Origin of the sequence: Massilia sp. Root133 (assembly GCF_001426525.1) — a bacterium.
Lineage (GTDB): Bacteria > Pseudomonadota > Gammaproteobacteria > Burkholderiales > Burkholderiaceae_D > Telluria > Telluria orientalis.
Genome location: NZ_LMEW01000033.1, coordinates 120,189 through 139,919 on the forward strand (window position 1 = coordinate 120,189; position 19,731 = coordinate 139,919).

The 19,731-nt window shown below is 67.4% G+C and carries 16 protein-coding genes; 9 read left to right on the forward strand and 7 right to left on the reverse strand.

Features of this window, described 5'->3' with window-relative positions; translation table 11 throughout:
* Positions 1-3 precede the first annotated feature (3 nt).
* Genes ASD28_RS23030 through trxB form a run of 4 tightly spaced genes read left to right on the forward strand, consistent with a single transcriptional unit; the run spans position 4 to position 4,775 of the window.
* Positions 4-1,149: a DUF3570 domain-containing protein gene (locus tag ASD28_RS23030; RefSeq protein ID WP_056133940.1), complete on the forward strand. Its 1,146-nt coding sequence runs from the start codon at positions 4-6 to the stop codon at positions 1,147-1,149.
* Complete coding sequence (locus ASD28_RS23035; protein ID WP_056133944.1) at positions 1,143-2,057, forward strand: FAD:protein FMN transferase; 915 nt, start codon at positions 1,143-1,145, stop codon at positions 2,055-2,057. Before ASD28_RS23030 ends, ASD28_RS23035 begins: the two co-directional genes overlap by 7 nt.
* Positions 2,054-3,832, forward strand: coding sequence for a protein-disulfide reductase DsbD (dsbD, locus tag ASD28_RS23040; RefSeq protein WP_056133946.1), 1,779 nt, complete (start codon positions 2,054-2,056; stop codon positions 3,830-3,832). Before ASD28_RS23035 ends, dsbD begins: the two co-directional genes overlap by 4 nt.
* Positions 3,833-3,836: 4 nt before the next feature.
* The gene (gene trxB / locus ASD28_RS23045; RefSeq protein WP_056133948.1) at positions 3,837-4,775 is read left to right on the forward strand and encodes a thioredoxin-disulfide reductase; all 939 of its coding nucleotides are present in this window, start codon (positions 3,837-3,839) and stop codon (positions 4,773-4,775) included.
* A gap of 6 nt (positions 4,776-4,781) precedes the next feature.
* Here trxB and ettA read toward each other — a convergent pair whose 3' ends face one another.
* Positions 4,782-6,449 (reverse strand): energy-dependent translational throttle protein EttA, encoded by a 1,668-nt coding sequence (ettA, locus tag ASD28_RS23050; RefSeq protein ID WP_056133951.1) that lies wholly within the window; start codon positions 6,447-6,449, stop codon positions 4,782-4,784.
* A gap of 116 nt (positions 6,450-6,565) precedes the next feature.
* A complete protein-coding gene (rarD, locus tag ASD28_RS23055) occupies positions 6,566-7,450 on the reverse strand; it encodes an EamA family transporter RarD (protein WP_056133954.1) in 885 nt (294 codons plus the stop codon).
* A 217-nt stretch (positions 7,451-7,667) separates the two neighbouring features.
* On the opposite strand from rarD, the gene ASD28_RS23060 reads away from it, so the two are divergent.
* Together ASD28_RS23060 and ASD28_RS23065 are read left to right on the forward strand one after the other, a co-directional pair.
* The gene (locus ASD28_RS23060) at positions 7,668-9,545 is read left to right on the forward strand and encodes a potassium transporter Kup (protein WP_056133957.1); all 1,878 of its coding nucleotides are present in this window, start codon (positions 7,668-7,670) and stop codon (positions 9,543-9,545) included.
* Between the two features lie 100 nt (positions 9,546-9,645).
* A complete protein-coding gene (locus ASD28_RS23065) occupies positions 9,646-10,125 on the forward strand; it encodes an FKBP-type peptidyl-prolyl cis-trans isomerase (protein WP_056133960.1) in 480 nt (159 codons plus the stop codon).
* Between the two features lies 1 nt (position 10,126).
* Here the strand turns inward: ASD28_RS23065 and ASD28_RS32015 are convergent, their stop codons facing one another.
* Positions 10,127-10,315, reverse strand: coding sequence for a hypothetical protein (locus ASD28_RS32015; protein WP_156650931.1), 189 nt, complete (start codon positions 10,313-10,315; stop codon positions 10,127-10,129).
* Positions 10,316-10,348: 33 nt separating this feature from the next.
* Here ASD28_RS32015 and ASD28_RS23070 point away from each other — a divergent pair, with 33 nt between their 5' ends.
* From ASD28_RS23070 to ASD28_RS23080, 3 genes are all read left to right on the forward strand, one after another.
* Positions 10,349-11,149 (forward strand): PAS domain-containing sensor histidine kinase, encoded by an 801-nt coding sequence (locus tag ASD28_RS23070; RefSeq protein WP_229412415.1) that lies wholly within the window; start codon positions 10,349-10,351, stop codon positions 11,147-11,149.
* A gap of 90 nt (positions 11,150-11,239) precedes the next feature.
* Positions 11,240-13,387 carry a PEP-CTERM sorting domain-containing protein gene (locus ASD28_RS23075; RefSeq protein ID WP_056133963.1) on the forward strand — a complete coding sequence of 716 codons (2,148 nt, stop codon included), beginning with the start codon at positions 11,240-11,242 and terminating at the stop codon, positions 13,385-13,387.
* Positions 13,388-13,423: 36 nt separating this feature from the next.
* Entirely contained in the window at positions 13,424-14,728 is a 1,305-nt protein-coding gene (locus ASD28_RS23080; RefSeq protein WP_056133966.1) for an MFS family transporter, read from the forward strand.
* Here the strand turns inward: ASD28_RS23080 and ASD28_RS23085 are convergent.
* The 4 genes from ASD28_RS23085 to ASD28_RS23100 form a co-directional block, all read right to left on the reverse strand.
* The gene (locus ASD28_RS23085) at positions 14,721-15,182 is read right to left on the reverse strand and encodes a GNAT family N-acetyltransferase (RefSeq protein WP_056133969.1); all 462 of its coding nucleotides are present in this window, start codon (positions 15,180-15,182) and stop codon (positions 14,721-14,723) included. The two genes, ASD28_RS23080 and ASD28_RS23085, sit on opposite strands and share 8 nt — an antisense overlap.
* A 13-nt stretch (positions 15,183-15,195) precedes the next feature.
* The gene (locus tag ASD28_RS23090) at positions 15,196-16,206 is read right to left on the reverse strand and encodes a histone deacetylase family protein (protein ID WP_056133972.1); all 1,011 of its coding nucleotides are present in this window, start codon (positions 16,204-16,206) and stop codon (positions 15,196-15,198) included.
* A gap of 80 nt (positions 16,207-16,286) precedes the next feature.
* Positions 16,287-17,882, reverse strand: coding sequence for a glutamate--cysteine ligase (gshA, locus tag ASD28_RS23095; protein WP_056133975.1), 1,596 nt, complete (start codon positions 17,880-17,882; stop codon positions 16,287-16,289).
* A gap of 88 nt (positions 17,883-17,970) precedes the next feature.
* Positions 17,971-19,728, reverse strand: coding sequence for a DUF885 family protein (locus ASD28_RS23100; RefSeq protein WP_056133977.1), 1,758 nt, complete (start codon positions 19,726-19,728; stop codon positions 17,971-17,973).
* Positions 19,729-19,731: the final 3 nt, after the last annotated feature.

Below are 19,731 nucleotides of genomic sequence, written 5' to 3' on the forward strand. Positions count from 1 at the left end.
CCATTGACGACATCCCGACAACCTCCCCAGGACCTGGCGGCGTCGCTGCTCGCGGCCGCGCTGTTGCTGCCCGGCGTGCAGGCGCTGGCCGACGAGCCGCCGCAGGGCGGCAGCATCAGCCTGCGCTATCTCGACTACGCCGACCGCCAGAGCGGCCTCGATCGCATCCGTGCGCACTCGCCGTCGATCGCGGTGACTGCGCCCGTTGCGAGCGACTGGTCCATCGAAGGCACGCTGACGGCCGACGACGTCTCCGGCGCCTCGCCGCGCTACCACACGGCCGTTTCCGGCGCGTCGCACATGCAGGACGAGCGCAAGGCCGGAGATATCGCTGTCACGCGCTACTTCCGGCGCGGTACGCTGACGGCCGGCGCCGCGTATTCGACGGAGCACGATTACGTGTCGCGCGCGCTGTCGCTGAACGGCACCGTGTCCAGCGAGGACAACAACACGACGTGGGCGTTCGGCATCGCGGGCAGTCGCGACCGCATCGATCCGGTGAACCACGTCGTCGTCGATGAACACAAGCGCATGCTCAGCATCCTCGCGGGCGTGACGCGCGTGCTGACGCCGAACGACATCGGCCAGCTGACGCTCACGCGCACGAACGGCGACGGCTATTTCAACGATCCATATAAACTGTTTGATAACCGGCCCCGTTCGCGCCGCCAGAACACCGTGCTGCTGCGCTGGAACCACTTCGTGGACAGCACGGGTGGCACGTCGCGCCTGTCCTACCGCTACTACAGCGACTCGTTCCGCATCCGGGCGCACACGCTGTCCGGAGAATACGTGCAGCCGCTCGGCGGCGGCTGGAGCATCGTGCCGGAACTGCGTTTGTACACGCAAAGCGCCGCCTACTTTTATTACGACCCCGTGTACGACGGCACCCTCGGCCCGCCGTTCCCGCCCGGCTTCGCGAGTGCGGAGCCGAACCGCCTGTCGTCGCCGGACCAGCGCCTGTCCGGCTTCGGCGCCGTCACGGCGGGGCTGAAGGTCCAGCGCGAGATCGGCAAGCTGTGGACGGTCGACGTCAAGGTCGAAGGCTACGAGCAGCGTGGCAACTGGCGTTTGTTCCACGACGGCAGTCCGGGCCTCGCGCCGCTGCACGCCCGCATTTTCCAGGTCGGATTGACGCGGCGATGGTAGACGCGGTGGTCCGCTTTCCGTTCGATGCGATGGCCAGCCGTTGTGAAGTGAGGCTGGCCGCCCCGGATGGGCATGCGGCGGAAGAACTGGCCCTCGCGGCCATCGCCGAAGTGCGGCGCATCGAGCGCACGTATTCGCGCTACCGCGCCGACAGCATCGTCAGCCGCATCAACGCCGCGGCGGGTCGCTACAGCATGGAATGTGATGCAGAGACGGCGCAGCTGCTCGACTACGCCGATCACCTGCACCGCGCGAGCGGCGGCCTGTTCGACATCACGTCCGGCGTGCTGCGCCGCGCCTGGGATTTTCGTCAGGCGCGCGTGCCGCACGCCCGCGAACTGGCGCCGCTGCTGGCGCTGGTGGACTGGCCGGCCGTGCAGCGCGCGGATGGCGCCGTCTTCCTGCCGCGCACCGGCATGGAGATCGACTTCGGCGGCTTCGGCAAGGAATACGCGGCCGACCGCGCCTGCGCGCTGCTGCAGGAACGGGGCGTGCGGCACGGCTACGTGAACCTCGGCGGCGACATGCGCTTCATCGGCCCGCAACCCGATGGGCGCCTGTGGAGCATCGGCATCCAGGATCCGCGCAAGGCCGATGGCACCGTCGCCAGTATCGCCGTGAGCCAGGGTGCGCTGACGACGAGCGGCGACTACGAACGGTTTTTCGACGTCGACGGCAAGCGCTATTGCCACGTATTGAACCCGCGCACCGGGATGCCCGTGTCGCATTGGCGCTCGGTGAGCGTGCTGGCGCCGCTGGCCGTCCTGGGCGGCAGCGTGTCGACCATCGCCATGCTGAAAGAGGACGGCGGCCTGTCCTTCCTCGCCGCCAGCGGGCTCGCGTACTTCGCCATCGACGGCACGGGACAAGCGCATCACCACAGCATTTCAGGAGATTACGCATCATGAAGCAGATTTTTCGATGGATGGCCGCGCTGGTCCTGCTGGCCAGTACGCTGGGCCGGTCGGCGCTTGCCGCCGACGACTTCCTGTCGCCCGAACAGGCGTTCAAGCCGAGCGCGGAACTGCGCGCGGGCGGCATCGTTCATGTCACCTGGGCCATCGCGCCCGGCTACCACCTGTATCGAGACCGGCTCGTGTTCACGGCGCCGCAGGTCGGCCAGCCCGCGTTGCCGGACGGCGTGCGCAAGTTCGACAGCAATTTCAACAAGGAGATGGAGACGTATGCGGGGCAGCTCGCGGCCGACCTGCCGGTGAAAGCCGACGCGAAGTCACCGTTCGTGCTGCGCGTGGGCTACCAGGGCTGCGCGGATGCGGGCCTGTGCTATCCCCCCGCCGAAGTCGCGTTCGCGGTGGACCCGGCGGCGCCGGGTGCATTGAAGCCTGCCGCAGCCGACGCCGTGAGCGCTCCGCCGCCCGCGCACGAAGACGACAGCTCGCTGGCCCAGCGCACGCTGCAATCGGGCAGCGCCTGGCGCATCGGCCTCGCGTTCCTCGCGTTCGGCCTGCTGCTGTCGTTCACGCCGTGCGTGCTGCCGATGGTGCCGATCCTGTCGTCGATCATCGTCGGCGAGGGCAACGTCTCGCGCAGTAAAGGTTTTATCCTCGCGCTGGCCTACAGCCTGGGCATGGCGCTCGTCTACACGGCGCTCGGCGTCGCGGCGGGCCTGGCCGGCGAGGGCCTCGCCGGCGCGCTGCAGAAGCCGTGGGTGCTGCTGACGTTCGGCGCGCTGCTCGTGCTGCTGGCGCTGTCGATGTTCGACGTCTACCAGCTGCAGCTTCCCAGCAGCCTGCAAAGCCGCTTGAGCACGACGAGCGGCAGCATGAGCGGCGGGCGCTTCGCCGGCGTGTTCGTGATGGGCGCCTTGTCCGCATTGATCGTGGGGCCGTGCGTGGCCGGTCCGCTGGCGGGTGCGCTGCTGTACATCAGCCAGACGAAAAACGTGTGGACGGGCGGCTGGGCGCTGTTCTCGATGGCGGCCGGGATGAGCGTGCCGCTGCTGCTGACGGGCGTCTCGGCGGGCAGCCTGCTGCCGCGCGCCGGCGCATGGATGAACCACGTCAAGCGCGTGTTCGGCCTGCTGCTGCTCGCGGTCGCGATCTGGATGGTGACGCCGGTGTTCCCGGTCACCGTCGCGATGCTGCTGTGGGGTGCGTTCGCCGTGCTGTGCGCCGTGTTCCTGCGCGTGTTCGAACCCATCGCCGCCGGTGCGGGACTGGGCCGCTATGCCGGCAAGACGCTGGGCCTCGTGCTGCTGACGGGCGGCCTGTTCGAACTGGTGGGCGCCGCCAGCGCCGGCCAGGACGTGCTGCAGCCGCTGGCGCATTTGCGCGGCGCGCAGGTCGCCGCCGCGGCGGAGGGCAAGGAACAGAAGTTCGAGCGCATCCGCACGCTGGCCGAACTGGATCAGGTGCTCGCGTCGTCCCCCACGCCCGTGATGCTGGATTTTTATGCCGACTGGTGCGTGTCGTGCAAGGAGATGGAGCGTTTTACGTTCTCCGAACCGAAGGTGGAAGCGCGGATGAAGCAGGTGCGCCTGCTGCAGGTCGACGTCACCGCCAACAACGACGAAGACCGCGCGCTGATGAAGAAATTCGGCCTGTTCGGGCCACCCGGCATCATCCTGTTCAAGCAGGGCAAGGAAGTGCCGGAGGGTCGCGTCATCGGGTTCATGCCGCCCGAACGGTTCGCCGAGCACCTGTCCCGCCACTTCGCGTCCTGACATCATGAAAAAACATGCCAAGGTCCTGATCCTGGGTTCCGGCCCGGCAGGCTATTCCGCCGCCGTGTACGCGGCGCGCGCCAACCTGAACCCGCTGCTCGTCACCGGCGTCGCGCAGGGCGGACAACTGATGACGACGACCGACGTCGAAAACTGGCCCGCCGACCCGGACGGCGTGCAGGGCCCCGACCTGATGCGCCGCTTCGAATTGCACGCACGGCGCTTCGAGACGCAGATCGTCTTCGACCACATCCACACGGCGCACTTGCACGAGCGGCCGCTGCGCCTGTCCGGCGACCAGGGCGACTACACGTGCGATGCGCTGATCATCGCGACGGGCGCATCCGCGCGCTACCTGGGCCTGCCGTCGGAGCAGGCCTTCATGGGCCGCGGCGTCTCGGCCTGCGCCACGTGCGACGGCTTCTTTTATCGTGGGAAGGAAGTTGCCGTGATCGGCGGCGGCAACACGGCCGTGGAGGAGGCGCTGTATTTGTCGAACATCGCGTCCAGGGTGACGGTGGTACACCGCCGCGACCACCTGCGCGCGGAAGCGATTCTTGTCGAGCGCCTGCTGGCGCGCGTGGAAGAGGGCAAGGTGGACGTCCTGTGGAACCACACGCTGGACGAGGTGCTGGGCGACGCGGCCGGCGTGCACACGCTGCGCCTGCGCGGTGAGCGCGGCGGCATCCGCGTGCTGCCCGTGCATGGCGTGTTCGTGGCCATCGGCCACCAGCCGAATACGGGCCTCTTCGCGGGTCAGCTGGAGATGGAGAACGGGTACATCGTGACGCGCGCGGGACGCAACGGCCTGGCGACCGCCACGAGCGTGCCCGGCGTGTTCGCGGCCGGCGACGTGCAGGACCACATCTACCGGCAGGCGATCACCAGCGCCGCCAGCGGGTGCATGGCGGCGCTGGATGCCCAGCGCTATCTGGAGGAGTGACGCAGCTTAGCTGGTGAGCGGCTTGTAGCGGATCCGCTTCGGCTTGGCGCCTTCTTCGCCGAGGCGCTTCTTCTTGTCGGCTTCGTACTCCTGGTAGTTACCGTTGAAGAAGGTGACCTGCGACTCGCCTTCGAACGCGAGGATGTGGGTGGCGATGCGGTCGAGGAACCAGCGGTCGTGCGAGATGACCATCACGCTGCCTGCGAATTCCAGCAGCGCGTCTTCCAGCGCGCGCAGGGTTTCGACGTCCAGGTCGTTCGACGGTTCGTCCAGCAGCAGCACGTTGCCGCCCTTGAGCAGCGTCTTGGCCAGGTGCAGGCGGCCGCGTTCACCGCCCGACAGGTTGCCGACCAGTTTCTGCTGGTCCGCGCCCTTGAAGTTGAAGCGGCCGAGATACGCGCGCGACGGCATCTCGAAGCGGCCGACGGACAGCATGTCGGCGCCGCCGGAGACGTCTTCGAACACGGTCTTGTTCGCGGCGAGGCTGTCGCGCGACTGGTCGACGAGCGAGACCTTCGCGGTCTTGCCGATGACGACTTCGCCGCTGTCCGGCTGCTCGATGCCCGCGATCATGCGGAACAGCGTCGACTTACCGGCGCCGTTCGGGCCGATGATGCCGACGATCGCGCCCGGCGGCACGGTAAACGACAGGTTGTCGATCAGCAGGCGGTCGCCGAACGCTTTCGAGACGTTCTTGAACTCGATGACTTCGTTGCCCAGGCGTTCCGCGACGGGGATGAAGATCTCCTGCGTCTCGTTGCGCTTCTGGTATTCGTATTCGGACAGTTCGTTGAAGCGGGCGAGACGCGCCTTCGACTTGGCCTGGCGTGCCTTCGGATTCTGGCGCGCCCATTCCAGTTCTTTTGCCAGCGCCTTCTGGCGCGCGGATTCCGTTGCTTCTTCCTGCTTCAGGCGGGCTTCCTTCTGCTCCAGCCAGGACGAGTAATTGCCCTTCCAGGGGATGCCGTGGCCGCGGTCCAGTTCCAGGATCCATTCGGCGGCGTTGTCGAGGAAGTAGCGGTCGTGGGTGATGCCGACGACGGTGCCCGGGAAACGCAGCAGGAACTGCTCCAGCCACTCGACGGATTCGGCGTCCAGGTGGTTGGTCGGTTCGTCGAGCAGCAGCATGTCGGGCTTGGACAGCAGCAGCTTGCACAGCGCCACGCGGCGCTTCTCGCCGCCGGACAGCACGCCGATCTTCGCATCCCACGGCGGCAGGCGCAGCGCGTCGGCGGCCATTTCCAGTTGCAGGTTCAGGTTGCCGCCGTCGGACGCGGCGATGATCGATTCCAGGCGCTCCTGCTCCTTGGCCAGCGCGTCGAAATCGGCGTCTTCCTCGGCGTAGGCCGCGTACACGGCTTCCAGCTTGGCCTGCGCCTCGAAGGCTTCACCCAGGCCGCTCTCCACTTCCTGGCGCACGGTTTTTTCCGGATCGAGCTGCGGTTCCTGCGGCAGGTAGCCGATGTTCAGGCCCGGCATCGGGCGCGCTTCGCCCTGGATGTCGGTGTCGATGCCGGCCATGATCTTCAGCAGGGTCGATTTGCCCGAGCCGTTCAGGCCCAGCACGCCGATCTTCGCGCCCGGGAAGAACGACAGCGAAATGTCCTTCAGGATCTGGCGTTTCGGTGGGACGATCTTGCCCACGCGGTTCATGGTGTAGACGTAATTGGCCATTAGTAATGTGCTTCTATGCGTAAAATAAGGACGACAGGATACTGCAAAAAACCGGGGTCAGAGCCCGATTTTGGGAAATTGCCAAAATTCGGGCTCTGACCCCGGTTTGATGTTGATCAAGCCTCTTTGGCCACCGGCTGCGGGCGATTCAGCAAGCCTTCGGCGGCGAACAGGGCCAGCGCGAGCCAGATCAGCACGAAGCCGACGAGGCGGTCTGCCGTGAATGCTTCGTGGAACAGCCATACGCCCAGCAGGAATTGCAGGGTGGGCGACATGTATTGCAGCAGGCCGACGATCGACAGCGGGATTTTTCTCGCGCCCGCCGCGAACAGCAGCAGCGGGATCGCCGTGATCGGCCCGGCCGCGACGAGCAGCAGGCGCGTCGTGTTCGAGTCCGTGTTGATGAAGGTGTTCTGGCCGTGCACGCTGAGCCAGACGACGTAGGCGGCCGCGAGCGGGAACAGCACCATCGTCTCGAACGACAGGCCCTCCAGCGCGCCGAGCGCGGCCGTCTTGCGCAGCAGGCCATAGCCGCCGAACGACACGGCCAGCGTCAGCGCGACCCAGGGCACGGTGCCGGCCTGCCACGTCAGCCAGGCGACACCCAGCGCCGCCACGCCGATCGCCATCCATTGTGTGCGCCGCAGGCGTTCGTTCAGCAGCATCGAGCCGAACATGATGTTGACGAGCGGATTGATGAAATAGCCGAGGCTGGCCTCGATGACGTGGCTGTTGTTCACGGCCCAGATGTAGATGAGCCAGTTGACGCTGAGCAGCAGGGCCGACGCGACGAAGCTGCCGAACACGCGCGGCTGGCGCACGAGGTTCAGCCAGGCCCACTGGCGGCGCACGGCGAGCACGATCACGAGGAAGAGCAGCGACCACAGCATGCGGTGCGCGAGGATCTGCAGCGGCGGCACTTCGTCGATGGCGTGGAAATACAACGGAAACAGGCCCCAGCACAGGAAGGCGAGGGCGGCGGACAGGATGCCGGTGTTCATGGGGAGGCGTGATACGGGTGAGCGGTCTGACATTATCCTTGAACGGACGCAGCCTTGCTGGCGGGCCCGCCGTTTGCGGCAACCGAGGCGTGCGCTCGGCCTGCTTCCATTGATGCAGACTTTGAGAAAATAGCGGCCGAGCAAAAGGTCGCGCTCTTGTTTTTCCTTGTCAATTATTCTATTGTGCAACGCACCAGAACAACAAAACGGTGAAACCTTGACGGCAGAACATAAGAAAAGCAGCCTGGCAGGGCTGACGCTGGCGGCGGTCGGTATCGTCTACGGCGACATCGGTACCAGCCCGCTGTACACGCTCAAGACCATCTTCGATCCCGTCCACGGCCTGGTCCTGACCACGCCGAACCTGCTGGGCATCGTGTCCCTGATCTTCTGGGGCCTGACGATGATCGTCTCCCTCAAATACGTCACGCTGGTGCTGCGTGCGGACAACCGCGGCGAGGGCGGCATCATGGCCCTGATGGCGCTCGCGCTGAATTCCGTCACGCGCACGTCGCGCTGGCATTACGTGCTGATGGTGCTGGGCGTGTTCGGCGCCACCATGTTCTACGGCGACAGCGTGATCACGCCGGCGATCTCCGTGCTGGGCGCGATCGAAGGTCTCGAAGTGGCCACGCCCGGCCTGGAAAAATACGTCGTGCCGCTGACGATCGTCGTGCTGGTGGGGCTGTACAGCGTGCAGCGCCACGGCACGGCCGGCATCGGCCGCTGGTTCGGCCCAGTCATGGTCGTGTGGTTCGCCGCGCTGGCCGTCATGGGCGTCATCAACATCGTGCAGGCGCCCGTGATCCTGCATGCGCTGAACCCGCTGCACGCGTTCGAGTTCATGCTGCGCGAGAAGATGATCGCGTTCGTCGCGCTGGGCGCCGTCGTGCTGGCATTCACCGGCGCCGAGGCGCTGTACGCGGACATGGGCCACTTCGGCAAGAAGCCGATCCGCTTCGCCTGGTTCATGGTCGTGTTCCCCGCGCTCGCCGTGAACTACCTGGGCCAGGGCGGCCTGTTGATCACGCATCCGGAAGCGCTCGAGAACCCGTTCTTCCACCAGCTGGGCAGCTGGAGCGTGCTGCCGCTGGTGCTGCTGTCGACGATGGCGACCGTGATCGCGTCGCAGGCCACGATCTCCGGCACGTTCTCGATGACGCGCCAGGCCATCGCACTGGGCCTGCTGCCGCGCATGCGCGTGATGCACACGTCGGAAAGCGAGATCGGCCAGATCTACATCCCGGCCGTGAACTGGCTGCAGCTGATCGTCGTGCTGCTGGCGGTCGTCGGCTTCGGTTCGTCGGACAAGCTGGCCGGCGCCTACGGCATCGCGGTGACGGCGACCATGTTCGCGACGACGATCCTGACGTTCTTCGTGATCCGCTACCGCTGGCACCTGCCGCTGTGGCTGTGCTTCGGCGCCACCGGCTTCTTCATGGCGATGGACATCATGCTGTTCTCGGCCAGCACGTTGAAACTGCTGCACGGCGGCTGGTTCCCGCTGCTGCTCGGCGCGATCCTGCTGACGACGATGCTGACGTGGAAGCGCGGCCGCGAACTCGTGTTCGAGAACCTGGAAAAGCACGCGATCCCGCTCGACGACTTCCTGCAGTCGCTGTTCGTCGCGCCGCCCGACCGCGTGTCCGGCACCGCCATCTTCCTGCGCGGCGAAACCGACGGCGTGCCGCACGCGCTGCTGCACAACCTCCTGCACAACAAGGTGCTGCACGAGCGCGTCGTGTTCCTCACGGTGCGCATCCGCGAAGAGCCGTACGTGCCCGAGAGCGAGCAGGTCGAGGTCGTCCCGCTGGGCCACAACTGCTACCAGCTGAACGTGACCTACGGCTTCAAGGACGAAGCGGACATCCCGGACATCCTGCGCCTGTGCGCCGCCTGCGGCCTCGAGTTCGAGATGATGGAGACGTCGTTCTTCATCGCGCGCCAGACCGTGATCTCGGTGCCGGGGCAGGGCATGATGCCGTGGAGGGAGCACCTGTACGTGGCGATGCAGCGCAACGCCCGCACGGCCGCGGATTATTATCAGATTCCGAGCAACCGCGTCATCGAACTCGGCACCCAGGTCGAAATCTGAGCGGATTACAAAGGCATACAAATCCCCCACAGACGCTTGCAGGGCAGGTTGGTAAGGTTCGGGTTTCCATCCGATAACCAACCTGTCCTGTAGGAGTCCCATGAAACTGTCCTTCCCACTGGCCGCCGCCTTCGCCGCCATCCTGAGCCTGTCCGCATGCGGCGGCGGTGGCGATTCGGGCAGCACCACCCCTCCCGTCGTCAACAATCCCGCCGCGCTGACCAAGACCGACATCGCGATCGGCACCGGTGCCGAAGCCGTCAACGGCGCGCGCGTGCAGGTCAACTACACGGGCTGGCTGTACAGCGCCGCCGCGGCCGACTTCAAGGGCACCAAGTTCGACGCGTCGTTGCCGGGCAAGCCGTTCACTTTCGTCATCGGCGCCGTGAACACCAACGAATCCGTGATCCCCGGCTTCGGCCAGGGCGTGCAGGGCATGAAGGTCGGCGGCAAGCGCACGATCCTGATCCCGAGCAGCCTGGGTTACGGCGTGGGCGGCGTGCCGGGCGCAATCCCGGGCAACACCGGCCTCGTGTTCGAAGTCGAACTGGTCAAAGTCTGCGGCAGCGCGGCCTGCTGATTCATTCGCGCAGCGCGCTGGCGGGGCGGATCCGCACCGCCGCCAGCGCGTGGCGCAGGGTAGCCACCAGCGCCACCACGCCCGCCACCAGCAGCGCGGCGGCGAGCGTCCAGCCGCCGATCGGCGCACGCTCGGTGAACCCGCCCAGCCAGCGCTGGATCGCCACCCACGCGAACGGTAATCCCAGCACCGCGCCGGCGCCGACCAGCGCGGCGACCGCACCTTGCTGCAGTTCGAGACCGAGCGGGGCACCGAACGCGCGCTGGCGACGGTGTCGATGCTGACCCTGCACGGCCGCCCGCAGCGTCTCGCCGCGCTGATGCCGGTCGAGAGCGAACTGGAAGCCGAAGCCTTGAACGCCTGGCGCCGGCTGGTGCACGTGCTCACGCACGAGATCATGAATTCGCTGACGCCGGTGGCGTCGCTGTCGCGCACGGCGCGCGACCTGGTCGAGGAAGCGCGGCCCGCGCTGCCGGCCGACGTGGCGGCGGACCTCGGCACGGCGCTCGACGCCATCGGCCGCCGCGCCGACAGCCTGGCAGGTTTCGTCGCCAGCTACCGCAGCCTGTCCAACGTGCCGGACGCGCGGCCCGAGCGGGTGCCGCTGGCCGCCCTGTTCGCGCGGCTCGATGCGCTGGTGGGGCCGGCCTGGCGGGAGCGCGGCGGCGACGTCGTGTTCTCGGTGGAGCCGGCGTCGCTGGAACTGATGGCCGACCCGGGCCAGCTCGAGCAGGCGCTGATCAACCTGCTCAAGAACGCGTTCGAGGCGACGGACGCGGGCGGCCGCGCGCGCGTTACCGCCCGCCTGGTGCGCGGCGCGCGCCTGCGCATCGAGGTCGACGACGACGGTCCCGGCGTGCCGGACGCGCTGGCCGCGCACATCTTCACGCCCTTCTTCACGACACGCAAGCAGGGCGGCGGCATCGGCCTCGCAATGGTGCGTCAATTGGTACATGGCAATGGCGGCACGGTACGTTACGCGCGCCCGGTGAGCCGGGGCGCGCGCTTCGTCATCACGTTCTGAACGCGTTCCGCGCACGCCTGATCTGGCTCAGTTCCGCGCGGCGCATCGGGCCGTATCGTTGGCACGCCTGAATGTCATCCGGAGCCTGCCATGTCGATACGCCGTTGCCTGTTCGCCCTGTTGTTGCCGTTCTTCGCCAGCGCGCACGCGTGGGCCGATCCGCTTTATACATTCGATTTCCTGCCTGCCGGTTTCGCGCCGTCCGCGCTCAACAACGCAGGCCAGATCGTCGGCACGTACGGCGGTGCGGCCGCCATCCTGTCCGGCGGCACCATCACGAGCCTGGGCAGCGTGCTGCCTGACAGCTACGGTCTCGCGATCAATAACCATGGCGACATCGCCGGCGCACAAAATAGCCCGTATAACGGCAGCGCGTTCGCGTATGTGGGCGGCAGCGTGGTGCCGGTGGCCGCGAGCCTGCCCGACATATACGCGTATTCGAACGCGAGAGGCATCAACGACGCCGGCATGGTCGCGGGCAATGCCCAGCCCGACATCGGCGAGGCACAGCGCGGCTTCCTGGTCGACAGCGGGGGCATCCACCTGATCGGCACGTTCGGTGGCGACTGGAGCTATGCCGCGGCCATCAACGCGTCCGGCACGGTGGCCGGCACGGCCACGCTTGCCTCCAGCACATTCGACCCGGACCGCCACGCCTATCTCTACCAGGGCGGCACGATGCTCGACCTCGGCACGCTGGGCGGCCTGCGCAGCGAAGCCTACGACGTCAATGACGCCGGACTCGCGGTGGGCTGGTCGGAAACGGACGTCGTCCTGGACAACGGCGCGCTGACGCGGCCCTTCGCGTACCGCGACGGTCACATGGTCGACCTCGGTTCGCTGGGCGGCAACTGGGGCTATGCGCGGGCGCTGAACAATGCGGGCCTCATCGTCGGCGCGTCGGACCTCATCACGGATGTCGGCTGGGGCTACCACGCCTTCATCTATCTCGACGGGCACATGGTCGACCTGAACACGCTCGTGACGGGGGCGAACGGCTGGGAGATCATCGACGCCACCGACATCAACGACGCGGGCCGGATCCTGGGCCGTGCCTGCCGCCTCGGCACGTGCGCGGACGTGCGCCTCGACCTCGTGTCGGCCGTGCCCGAGCCGGCCACCTGGGCAATGCTGGCCGCCGGGCTCGCCCTGCTGGCCTGGCGCGCGCGCTGGCGCCGCGTGAAGCCGGCGCTGATGCTCGGCGTATCCCTGGCAGTGGCGGCACCGGCCGTGCTGGCCGACCCGCTGTACACCGCGACCTTCCTGCCCGAAAATTTCACGGCCTACGGCATCGGCAACGACGGCAGCGTCGTCGGCAGCGGCATCAATCTCGACAACCAGCAACGCGCCTTCGTGTGGCTGGACGGCACGACGACGTTCCTGCCGACGCTGGGCGGCCCATCCGCCTGGGCGACCGCCACCAACGGCGGCGCCGTGGTCGGCGCCTCGCTGTCCGGCGACTTTACGCGCGGCTTCATCTACCGCAACGGCGACATCCGGAGCACCGGCACGCTGTACGGCGGCGAGAGCATCGCGTACGGCATCAACGCCGCGGGCCAGGTCGTGGGCGATTCCACGGATGCGTCCGGCAACAGCCGTGCGTTCCTGTACAGCGGCGGCACGCTGACCGACATCGGCACGCTGGGCGGGACGGATGCGCGGGCGCGGGGCATCAACGGCGCGGGCATGATCGTCGGGGGTTCCCAGCCGGGCCCGGGCTTCCCGGACGACGGCGCTCACGCATTCCTGTACCACGACGGCACCATGCAGGACCTCGGCACGCTGGGCGGCGGCTTCAGCTGGGCCGAGGCGGTGAACGATGCCGGCCAGGTGGCGGGTTACAGCCTCATCGGCGCCGCGGCCGTCTGGCATCCGTTCCTGTACAGCGGCGGCGTGATGCACGACCTCGGTTCCTTCGGCGGCGACTTCGGCGAAGCCCACGCCATCAACGCGGCCGGCATGGTGGTCGGTTATTCCAGCTTCGTCGGGGACGGTTTCTCGCACGCGTTCGTGTATGCGGACGGCAGCCTGGTCGACCTGAACAACGTGACGGACGGCCTCGGCATCCAGGTGCTGATGGACGCCGTCGGCATCAACGACGCCGGCCAGATCGTGGCCAACAGCTGCAACGACTTCGGGTATTGCGCGCCGGTCCTGCTCACGCCCGTGCCGGAGCCGGCGGCGGCGTTTTTGCTGCTAGCAGGCATCCCCGTACTGTTGTGGCGCCGTAAAAATTGAGGAACTGCTATGCTGGGTCCGAACCCGGAGGTAGCAATGACCACGACGGATACAGCAGACCCGCATGCCATCGAACATCTCACATCGCGCCAGCGCGTGTTCGCCATCGTCGGCGCGTCGTCCGGCAACCTGGTGGAGTGGTTCGACTTCTACATCTATTCGTTCTGCGCCCTGTATTTCTCGTCTGCCTTCTTCCCGAAAGGCAATCCGACGACCCAGCTCCTGAACACGGCCGGCATCTTCGCGGCGGGCTTCCTGATGCGCCCGATCGGCGGCTGGCTGTTCGGCCGCATCGCCGACCGCTACGGCCGACGCAACGCGATGATGATTTCCGTGCTCATGATGTGCGGCGGCTCGCTGATGATCGCCGCGCTGCCGACCTATGCCAGCATCGGCACGGCGGCGCCCATGCTGCTGCTGGTGGCGCGCCTGTTCCAGGGCCTGTCCGTTGGCGGAGAGTACGGCACCAGCGCCACCTACATGAGCGAGGTGGCCGAGCCGGGGCGCAAGGGGTTCTTCGCGTCGTTCCAGTACGTGACCCTGATCGGTGGCCAGCTCGCGGCGCTGCTCGTGCTGGGCATCCTGCAATTGCTGCTCACGCATGACGAACTGAAGGCCTGGGGCTGGCGCATCCCGTTCGTCGTCGGCGCCTGCGCCGCCCTCGTGTCGCTGTACCTGCGCCGTTCGCTGCACGAGACGACCACCGCCAGCGAGCGCAAGAGCGAGGCCGCGGGCAGCGTCGCGTCGCTGCTGAAGCACCACCGGCGCGCGTTCGTCACGGTGCTGGGCTTCACGGCCGGCGGCTCGCTGATCTTCTACGCGTTCACGACGTACATGCAGAAATACCTCGTCAACACGGCCGGCATGAGCACGGAGACGGCGAGCCGCATCATGACCGTCTGCCTGCTGGTCTACATGCTGCTGCAGCCGGCGTTCGGCGCGCTGTCCGACCGCATCGGCCGGCGCACGTCGATGATCGCGTTCGGTGCGCTGGCCGCCGTGTTCACGACGCCGATCATGATGGCATTGCGTAACGTATCGAGCCCGCTGACTGCCGGCGCGCTGATCGTGTGCGCGCTGGCGATCATCAGCCTGTACACGTCGATTGGTGGCCTGATCAAGGCCGAGATGTTCCCGGTCGAAGTGCGCGCGCTGGGCGTGGGCCTGTCGTATGCGGTCGCCAACGCGATCTTCGGCGGCTCGGCGGAATACGTGGCGCTGTGGTTCAAGCAGGCCGGCCACGAGCCGTATTTCTACTGGTACGTGAGCGTCATGTGCGCGCTGGCCTGCCTCGTCGCGATCCGCATGCCGGATCCGACCAAGGCCGGCCTTCTTAAGTAGCGGTGCGCACCATGTCGATGTGCATGATGCCGTCCTCGTCGTACGGCGCGGACACCGTGACGAAGCTGAAGCTCCCATAGAACGCCTCCAGGTGCGCCTGGGCGCCGATGCGGATCGCGTGGCCGGGATGCAGCCGTTGCGCGCACGCGATGCCTTGCGCGACCAGTTCGCGGCCCAGGCCCGTGCCGCGCGTGGACGGGCTGGTGACGACGCGGCCCAGCGACATCTCCTCGTATTTCGCGCCCGGCGCCAGGCAGCGCAGGGTGGCCGCCAGTTCGCGCTTGCCGTCGACGGTGCGCCAGCCGAGCAGGTGATGCGCGCCCGGATCGAGGCCGTCGATGTCCGGGTACAGGCACGCCTGCTCGAGCACGAACACCTGCTGGCGCAGCGCCAGCATCTCGTACAGTTCTGCCGCCGTCAGGTCGGCAAAACCGCTCCACTGCCATTCGATCATTGTCGTTTCCTTGTCAGGCCGCCGTCTCGAAACCTTCGAGCACGTTGACCACGTTGATGCCGAGTTCGGGCACGACCGAGCCGCCTTCGAACACGAAGACGGCCGGCAGGCCGAGAAAGCCGATGCGCTCGCCGATGCGCAGAAAATCGCCGCTGGCGAGGCCGAAGTGCGAGCGCGGGTCGCCGCTGAAACCGTCGACGCCCAGCGAGACGACGAGCGCCTGCGGAGAAAAGCCCGCCATCTTCACGCAGGCCGTTTCCAGCGCGAGGAACCACTGCGCCGCCGCCGTTCCGCGCGGCAGCGGCACGTTCAGGTTGAAGCCGAGGCCCGCGCCGGCGCCCGTCTCGTCGGCGTGGCCCGCATAGTACGGGTAATCCGTGCGCGGGTCGGCGTGGATCGACGCGACCAGCACGTCCTTGCGGCGATAAAAGATGTCTTGCGTGCCGTTGCCGTGGTGGTAGTCGATGTCGAGGATGGCCACGCGCTGCAGGCCGTCGTCGAGCAGGTGCTGGGCCGCCAGCGCGGCATTGTTCAGGAAGCAGAAGCCGCCGCAGTAGTCGGCGCCGGCGTGATGGCCGGGCGGACGCGTGAGCGCGAACGTGCCGCGCTCGCCCAGGCGCAGCGCGTGCGCCGCATTGATCGCGCAGTCGGCGCCCGTCTTCGCGGCGGTCCACGTGCCGGCCGTCAGCGGCGTCGTACTGTCGAACGCGTACAGGCCGAGGCGGCCCGTGAACGTATCCGGTTCGACGTCGCGGCGCATGCCCTGGCCGGGCCACACGGAGGGGACGAGATCGCGCTCGGCGTTGCGCGGGTCGAGCGACAGCCACTCGTTCCATGCGCTGCGCAGGAAGTGCAGGTAGCGGGGCGTATGGATGCGTTCCAGCGACGTCAGGGGCACGCCGTGCGGGGTGACGATGCGGCCCAGGCCACGCCGCGTGAACTCGTTCGCCACGACGTCGATGCGCTGGGGCGGTTCCGATGCGGGGGCGTGCTGGGCGTGGTGTTCGTTGAAAAAGGTGAGCAAGAAGAGCCCCGATTCAGCGTGAGACGTCGTTCCCGCGCAGGCGGGAACGACGTGCATGCGTAAATGTCCAAGCTCGCGTGTTAGCTGTTACGGCACAGTGTACTACTGTTATACGCCGCCACGAAGTCGTCGAAGGAGCCGGTATCCGTCGCCTCGACCTGCGCCTGCTCGGCCAGCGACACCCGCGCCATCTCGTCGAACAGCGCGGTCTCGGCCGGCATCAGCGGTTCGGTGCGGAAGGCCTCGGCGTGCAGTTTGCTCTGGCGCAGGCCGAACTGCGCGAACGAGCCGAGCGTGCGCACTTCCTGCAGCACGCGCGCGGACGGGGTCTTGTCCGGATCCGCGACCTTGGCCTTCTGCGCGTTCAGCGCATCCATGTGCGCGCCCTTGTAATTGTGCTCGTGGTCCAGCAGTTCCGCGACGGGGCGGATGCGTTCCAGCAGCTCTTCCGCCCAATCCTTCAGCAGCACTTCGTGGTCGTTGCGCGTGAGGGTCAGGCCCGGGCGGCGGCCTTCCTTCACGGTGCGCGCGAAGTTGCGCGCGTGGACCTGGCCTTCCATCGCATTGATCAGCGGGCTTTCCTCGAGGGCGCAGAACAGCAGGAAGGCGTCCAGGAAGCGGCCCGTCTCCAGCGCGATGCCGACCGGTTCGAACGGATCGACGTCCAGGCAGCGCACCTCGATGTATTGCACGCCGCGGGCGCACAGCGCCTGCACCGGGCGCTCGCCCGTGCGGATCACGCGCTTCGGGCGGATCGTCGAATAGTATTCGTTCTCGATCTGCAGGATGTTGGTCGACAGCTGGACCCACTCGCCATCTTTCTTCGTGCCGATCTCCGCGTACGGCGGATACGGGCGCTTGACGGCGTCCATCAGCGAGGTCACATAGCTTTCCAGGCTGTTCTCGTGCGGGCGCAGGCCGGACTGGGCGTCGTTCTGGTAACCCAGGTCGCTCATGCGCAGGCTCGTCGCGTACGGCAGGAACAACGTGTCGTCCGACAGCGTCTCGAGATTGTGCTCGCGGCCGCGCAGGAAGCCCGTCGACAGCGTCGGCGATGCGCCGAACAAATACATCAGCAGCCAGCTGTAGCGGCGGAAGTTGCGGATGGTCGCGATATAGCTTTCGGACTGGAAGTCGCGCAGCGCGTTGCGGCGTTCTTCCGTGATGCCCTCGTGTTCCGCCAGCAGCTGCCACAGTTCTTCCGGCAGCGAATAGTTGTAGTGGATGCCCGCGATGCATTGCATGGCCTTGCCGTAGCGCAGGGCCAGGCCGCGGCGGTACACGTGCTTGAGCATGCCGAGGTTCGACTTGCCGTACCAGGCGATCTCGATGTCTTTCTCGGCCGGCAGCTCGCACGGCATCGACTGGCTCCACAGCAGCTCGCCGTCCAGCTTGGAATAGGCGTAGCGGTGGATCGCGTCCAGGCGGTGCAGGGCCAGGCCGATGTCGTGTTCGGCCGGCGTGATGAATTCGAGCAGCGCTTCCGCGTAATCCGTCGTGATCTGCGGATGGGTCAGGGCCGAGCCGAGTTTTACCGGATGCGCAGTCCTTGCCAGGTGGCCCTGGCCATCGACGCGCAGCGTCTCGCGCTCGATGCCGCGCAGGCCTTGCAGGAGCAGGCCGCGGTGGGCATCGTCGTCCAGCAGGGCCAGGCGGCGGGTCAGTTGGTTCGACACGAGGTTTCCTTTCTTATACTGCCATGAGACGCAGAGAGTAACCGAAATCGGCCAACCGCGCCGGTCAGCCCTCAATATGACTTTTTAGTTAATTAACCAGGTCAAGTTCCGGAACATTCTGCGCCGCGATCCAGCGGTCGATGCGCTTTTCCAGCACGTCCAGCGGCACGGCGCCGTTTTCCAGCACGGCGTCGTGGAAGGCACGGACGTCGAAGCGCGGACCCAGCGCCGCCTGCGCCCGCGCGCGCAGCGCGGCGATGCGCAGCTGGCCGATTTTATACGCCAGCGCCTGGCCCGGCTGGGCGATCATGCGGTCGACTTCGACCTCGTTGTCGGACGGCGGATTGGCCGTGTTCGCGTTCAGCCAGTCGACGGCCTGCTGGCGTGGCCAGCCCAGCGCGTGGATGCCCGTGTCGACGACGAGCCGCGCGGCGCGCAGCTGCTCGTCGGCCAGGCGGCCGAATTGCGAGAACGGATCGCGCATCAGGCCGAGCATCGGCCCCAGGCTCTCCGCATACAGCGCCCAGCCTTCGCCGAACGCCGGATACCAGGCGTGGCGGCGGAATGCCGGCAGGCCGTCGATGGCGTGGGCGCGCGCGACCTGCAGATGGTGGCCGGGGATGCCCTCGTGCAGGGCGAGCGTCTCGACTTCCCACAGCGGCCGCGTGTCCAGGCGGCTCGTGTTGACGGCGAGGGCCGCGACCCGCTCCGGCGTGCCCGCTTCGTAATAGGCGCCGCCCTGAGTATCGGCGCCCGCCTGCTGCACGGGTTTGACGGCCAGTTCTTCCTGCGGGATCGTGCCGAACTGCGTGGGCAACTGGGCCTGGACGCGCGCGATGGTGCGGCGGTAGCGGTCCAGCAGCGCGTCCGCGTTCGTCGGGAACAGGCGCGGATCGCTGCGCACGAACGCGACGAATTGCGGATAACTCCCTTTGAAACCCGTGCGCGCTGCCGTCGCTTCCATCTCGGCGCGCAGGCGCGCCACCTCCTTGATACCCAGCGCGTGGATCTCGGCCGGGGCCAGCGTGGTGGTCGTCGCAGCCTTGACGAGATACGCGTACCACGCCGCGCCGCCGGGCAGGCCGGATGCGCCGATGGTCGTGCGCGCGGCCGGCAGGTAGTCGGTGCGCACGAAGTCTTCCAGCTTTTGCAGCGCGCCTGCCGCCGTGCGCAGGGCGGCCGCGCCGTCCGCCGCGAGTTGCACGCGCGTGTCCTCGGCGATGGTCGCGGGCAGGCGCTGGAACGGCGCGCCGAGGGCGCCATCCTGCACGTGCTCGCGCATCGTCCGCAACTGCGCGGGCAGGCCGGCCATGATGGACTTCGGCGCCGTCCAGCCGGTGCGCATCCCCTCGCGCATCTGCTCGATGATGCCGTCGACGTGGCGCGGCAGGGCGTTCAACCGCGCGATGTAGTTGCGGTAGTCGTCTTCCGTGAAGAAGGGCATCTGCGCGACCAGTTGCGGGAAGCGGATCTGCAGGCCGTCCTGCGCGCTGACCGGCTGCGGGTCGAACGCGACGAACGCGGCGCGCGCGAGGATGCGTTCCTGGTCGCCCGTGAACAGGTCCCAGGAGAGACGGTCCTGGCCGGCCAGCTGCGCGCGGTCGATCTGGCGCGCGAGGTCGAGCATGCGCCGCGCGTGCTCGACGATGGCCGTCTGCTCCGCGAGCGAGGTGTCGGCCAGCAGCGCGTCGTAGCGGTGGTCGCCGACGCTCGTGGCGAATTCGGGCCGGTGCTTGAGGCGCCATTGCCAGTCGCGCTCGAACAGGGCTTGCGCCGGGTCGGCGCTGTCCGCCGCGAATGCAACGAGCGGGCCGAGCAGGATGAGAGTCGCGAACAGTCGACGCATCGT

Excerpts from the sequence above, each read along its gene's own strand:
- ASD28_RS23035 (WP_056133944.1), top strand. The coding sequence starts at position 1,143 with ATGGTAGACGCGGTGGTCCGCTTTCCGTTCGATGCGATGGCCAGCCGT.
- dsbD (WP_056133946.1), top strand. The coding sequence starts at position 2,054 with ATGAAGCAGATTTTTCGATGGATGGCCGCGCTGGTCCTGCTGGCCAGT.
- trxB (WP_056133948.1), top strand. The coding sequence starts at position 3,837 with ATGAAAAAACATGCCAAGGTCCTGATCCTGGGTTCCGGCCCGGCAGGC.
- ettA (WP_056133951.1), bottom strand. The coding sequence starts at position 6,449 with ATGGCCAATTACGTCTACACCATGAACCGCGTGGGCAAGATCGTCCCA.
- rarD (WP_056133954.1), bottom strand. The coding sequence starts at position 7,450 with ATGAACACCGGCATCCTGTCCGCCGCCCTCGCCTTCCTGTGCTGGGGC.
- ASD28_RS23065 (WP_056133960.1), top strand. The coding sequence starts at position 9,646 with ATGAAACTGTCCTTCCCACTGGCCGCCGCCTTCGCCGCCATCCTGAGC.
- ASD28_RS23075 (WP_056133963.1), top strand. The coding sequence starts at position 11,240 with ATGTCGATACGCCGTTGCCTGTTCGCCCTGTTGTTGCCGTTCTTCGCC.
- ASD28_RS23080 (WP_056133966.1), top strand. The coding sequence starts at position 13,424 with ATGACCACGACGGATACAGCAGACCCGCATGCCATCGAACATCTCACA.
- ASD28_RS23085 (WP_056133969.1), bottom strand. The coding sequence starts at position 15,182 with ATGATCGAATGGCAGTGGAGCGGTTTTGCCGACCTGACGGCGGCAGAA.
- ASD28_RS23100 (WP_056133977.1), bottom strand. The coding sequence starts at position 19,728 with ATGCGTCGACTGTTCGCGACTCTCATCCTGCTCGGCCCGCTCGTTGCA.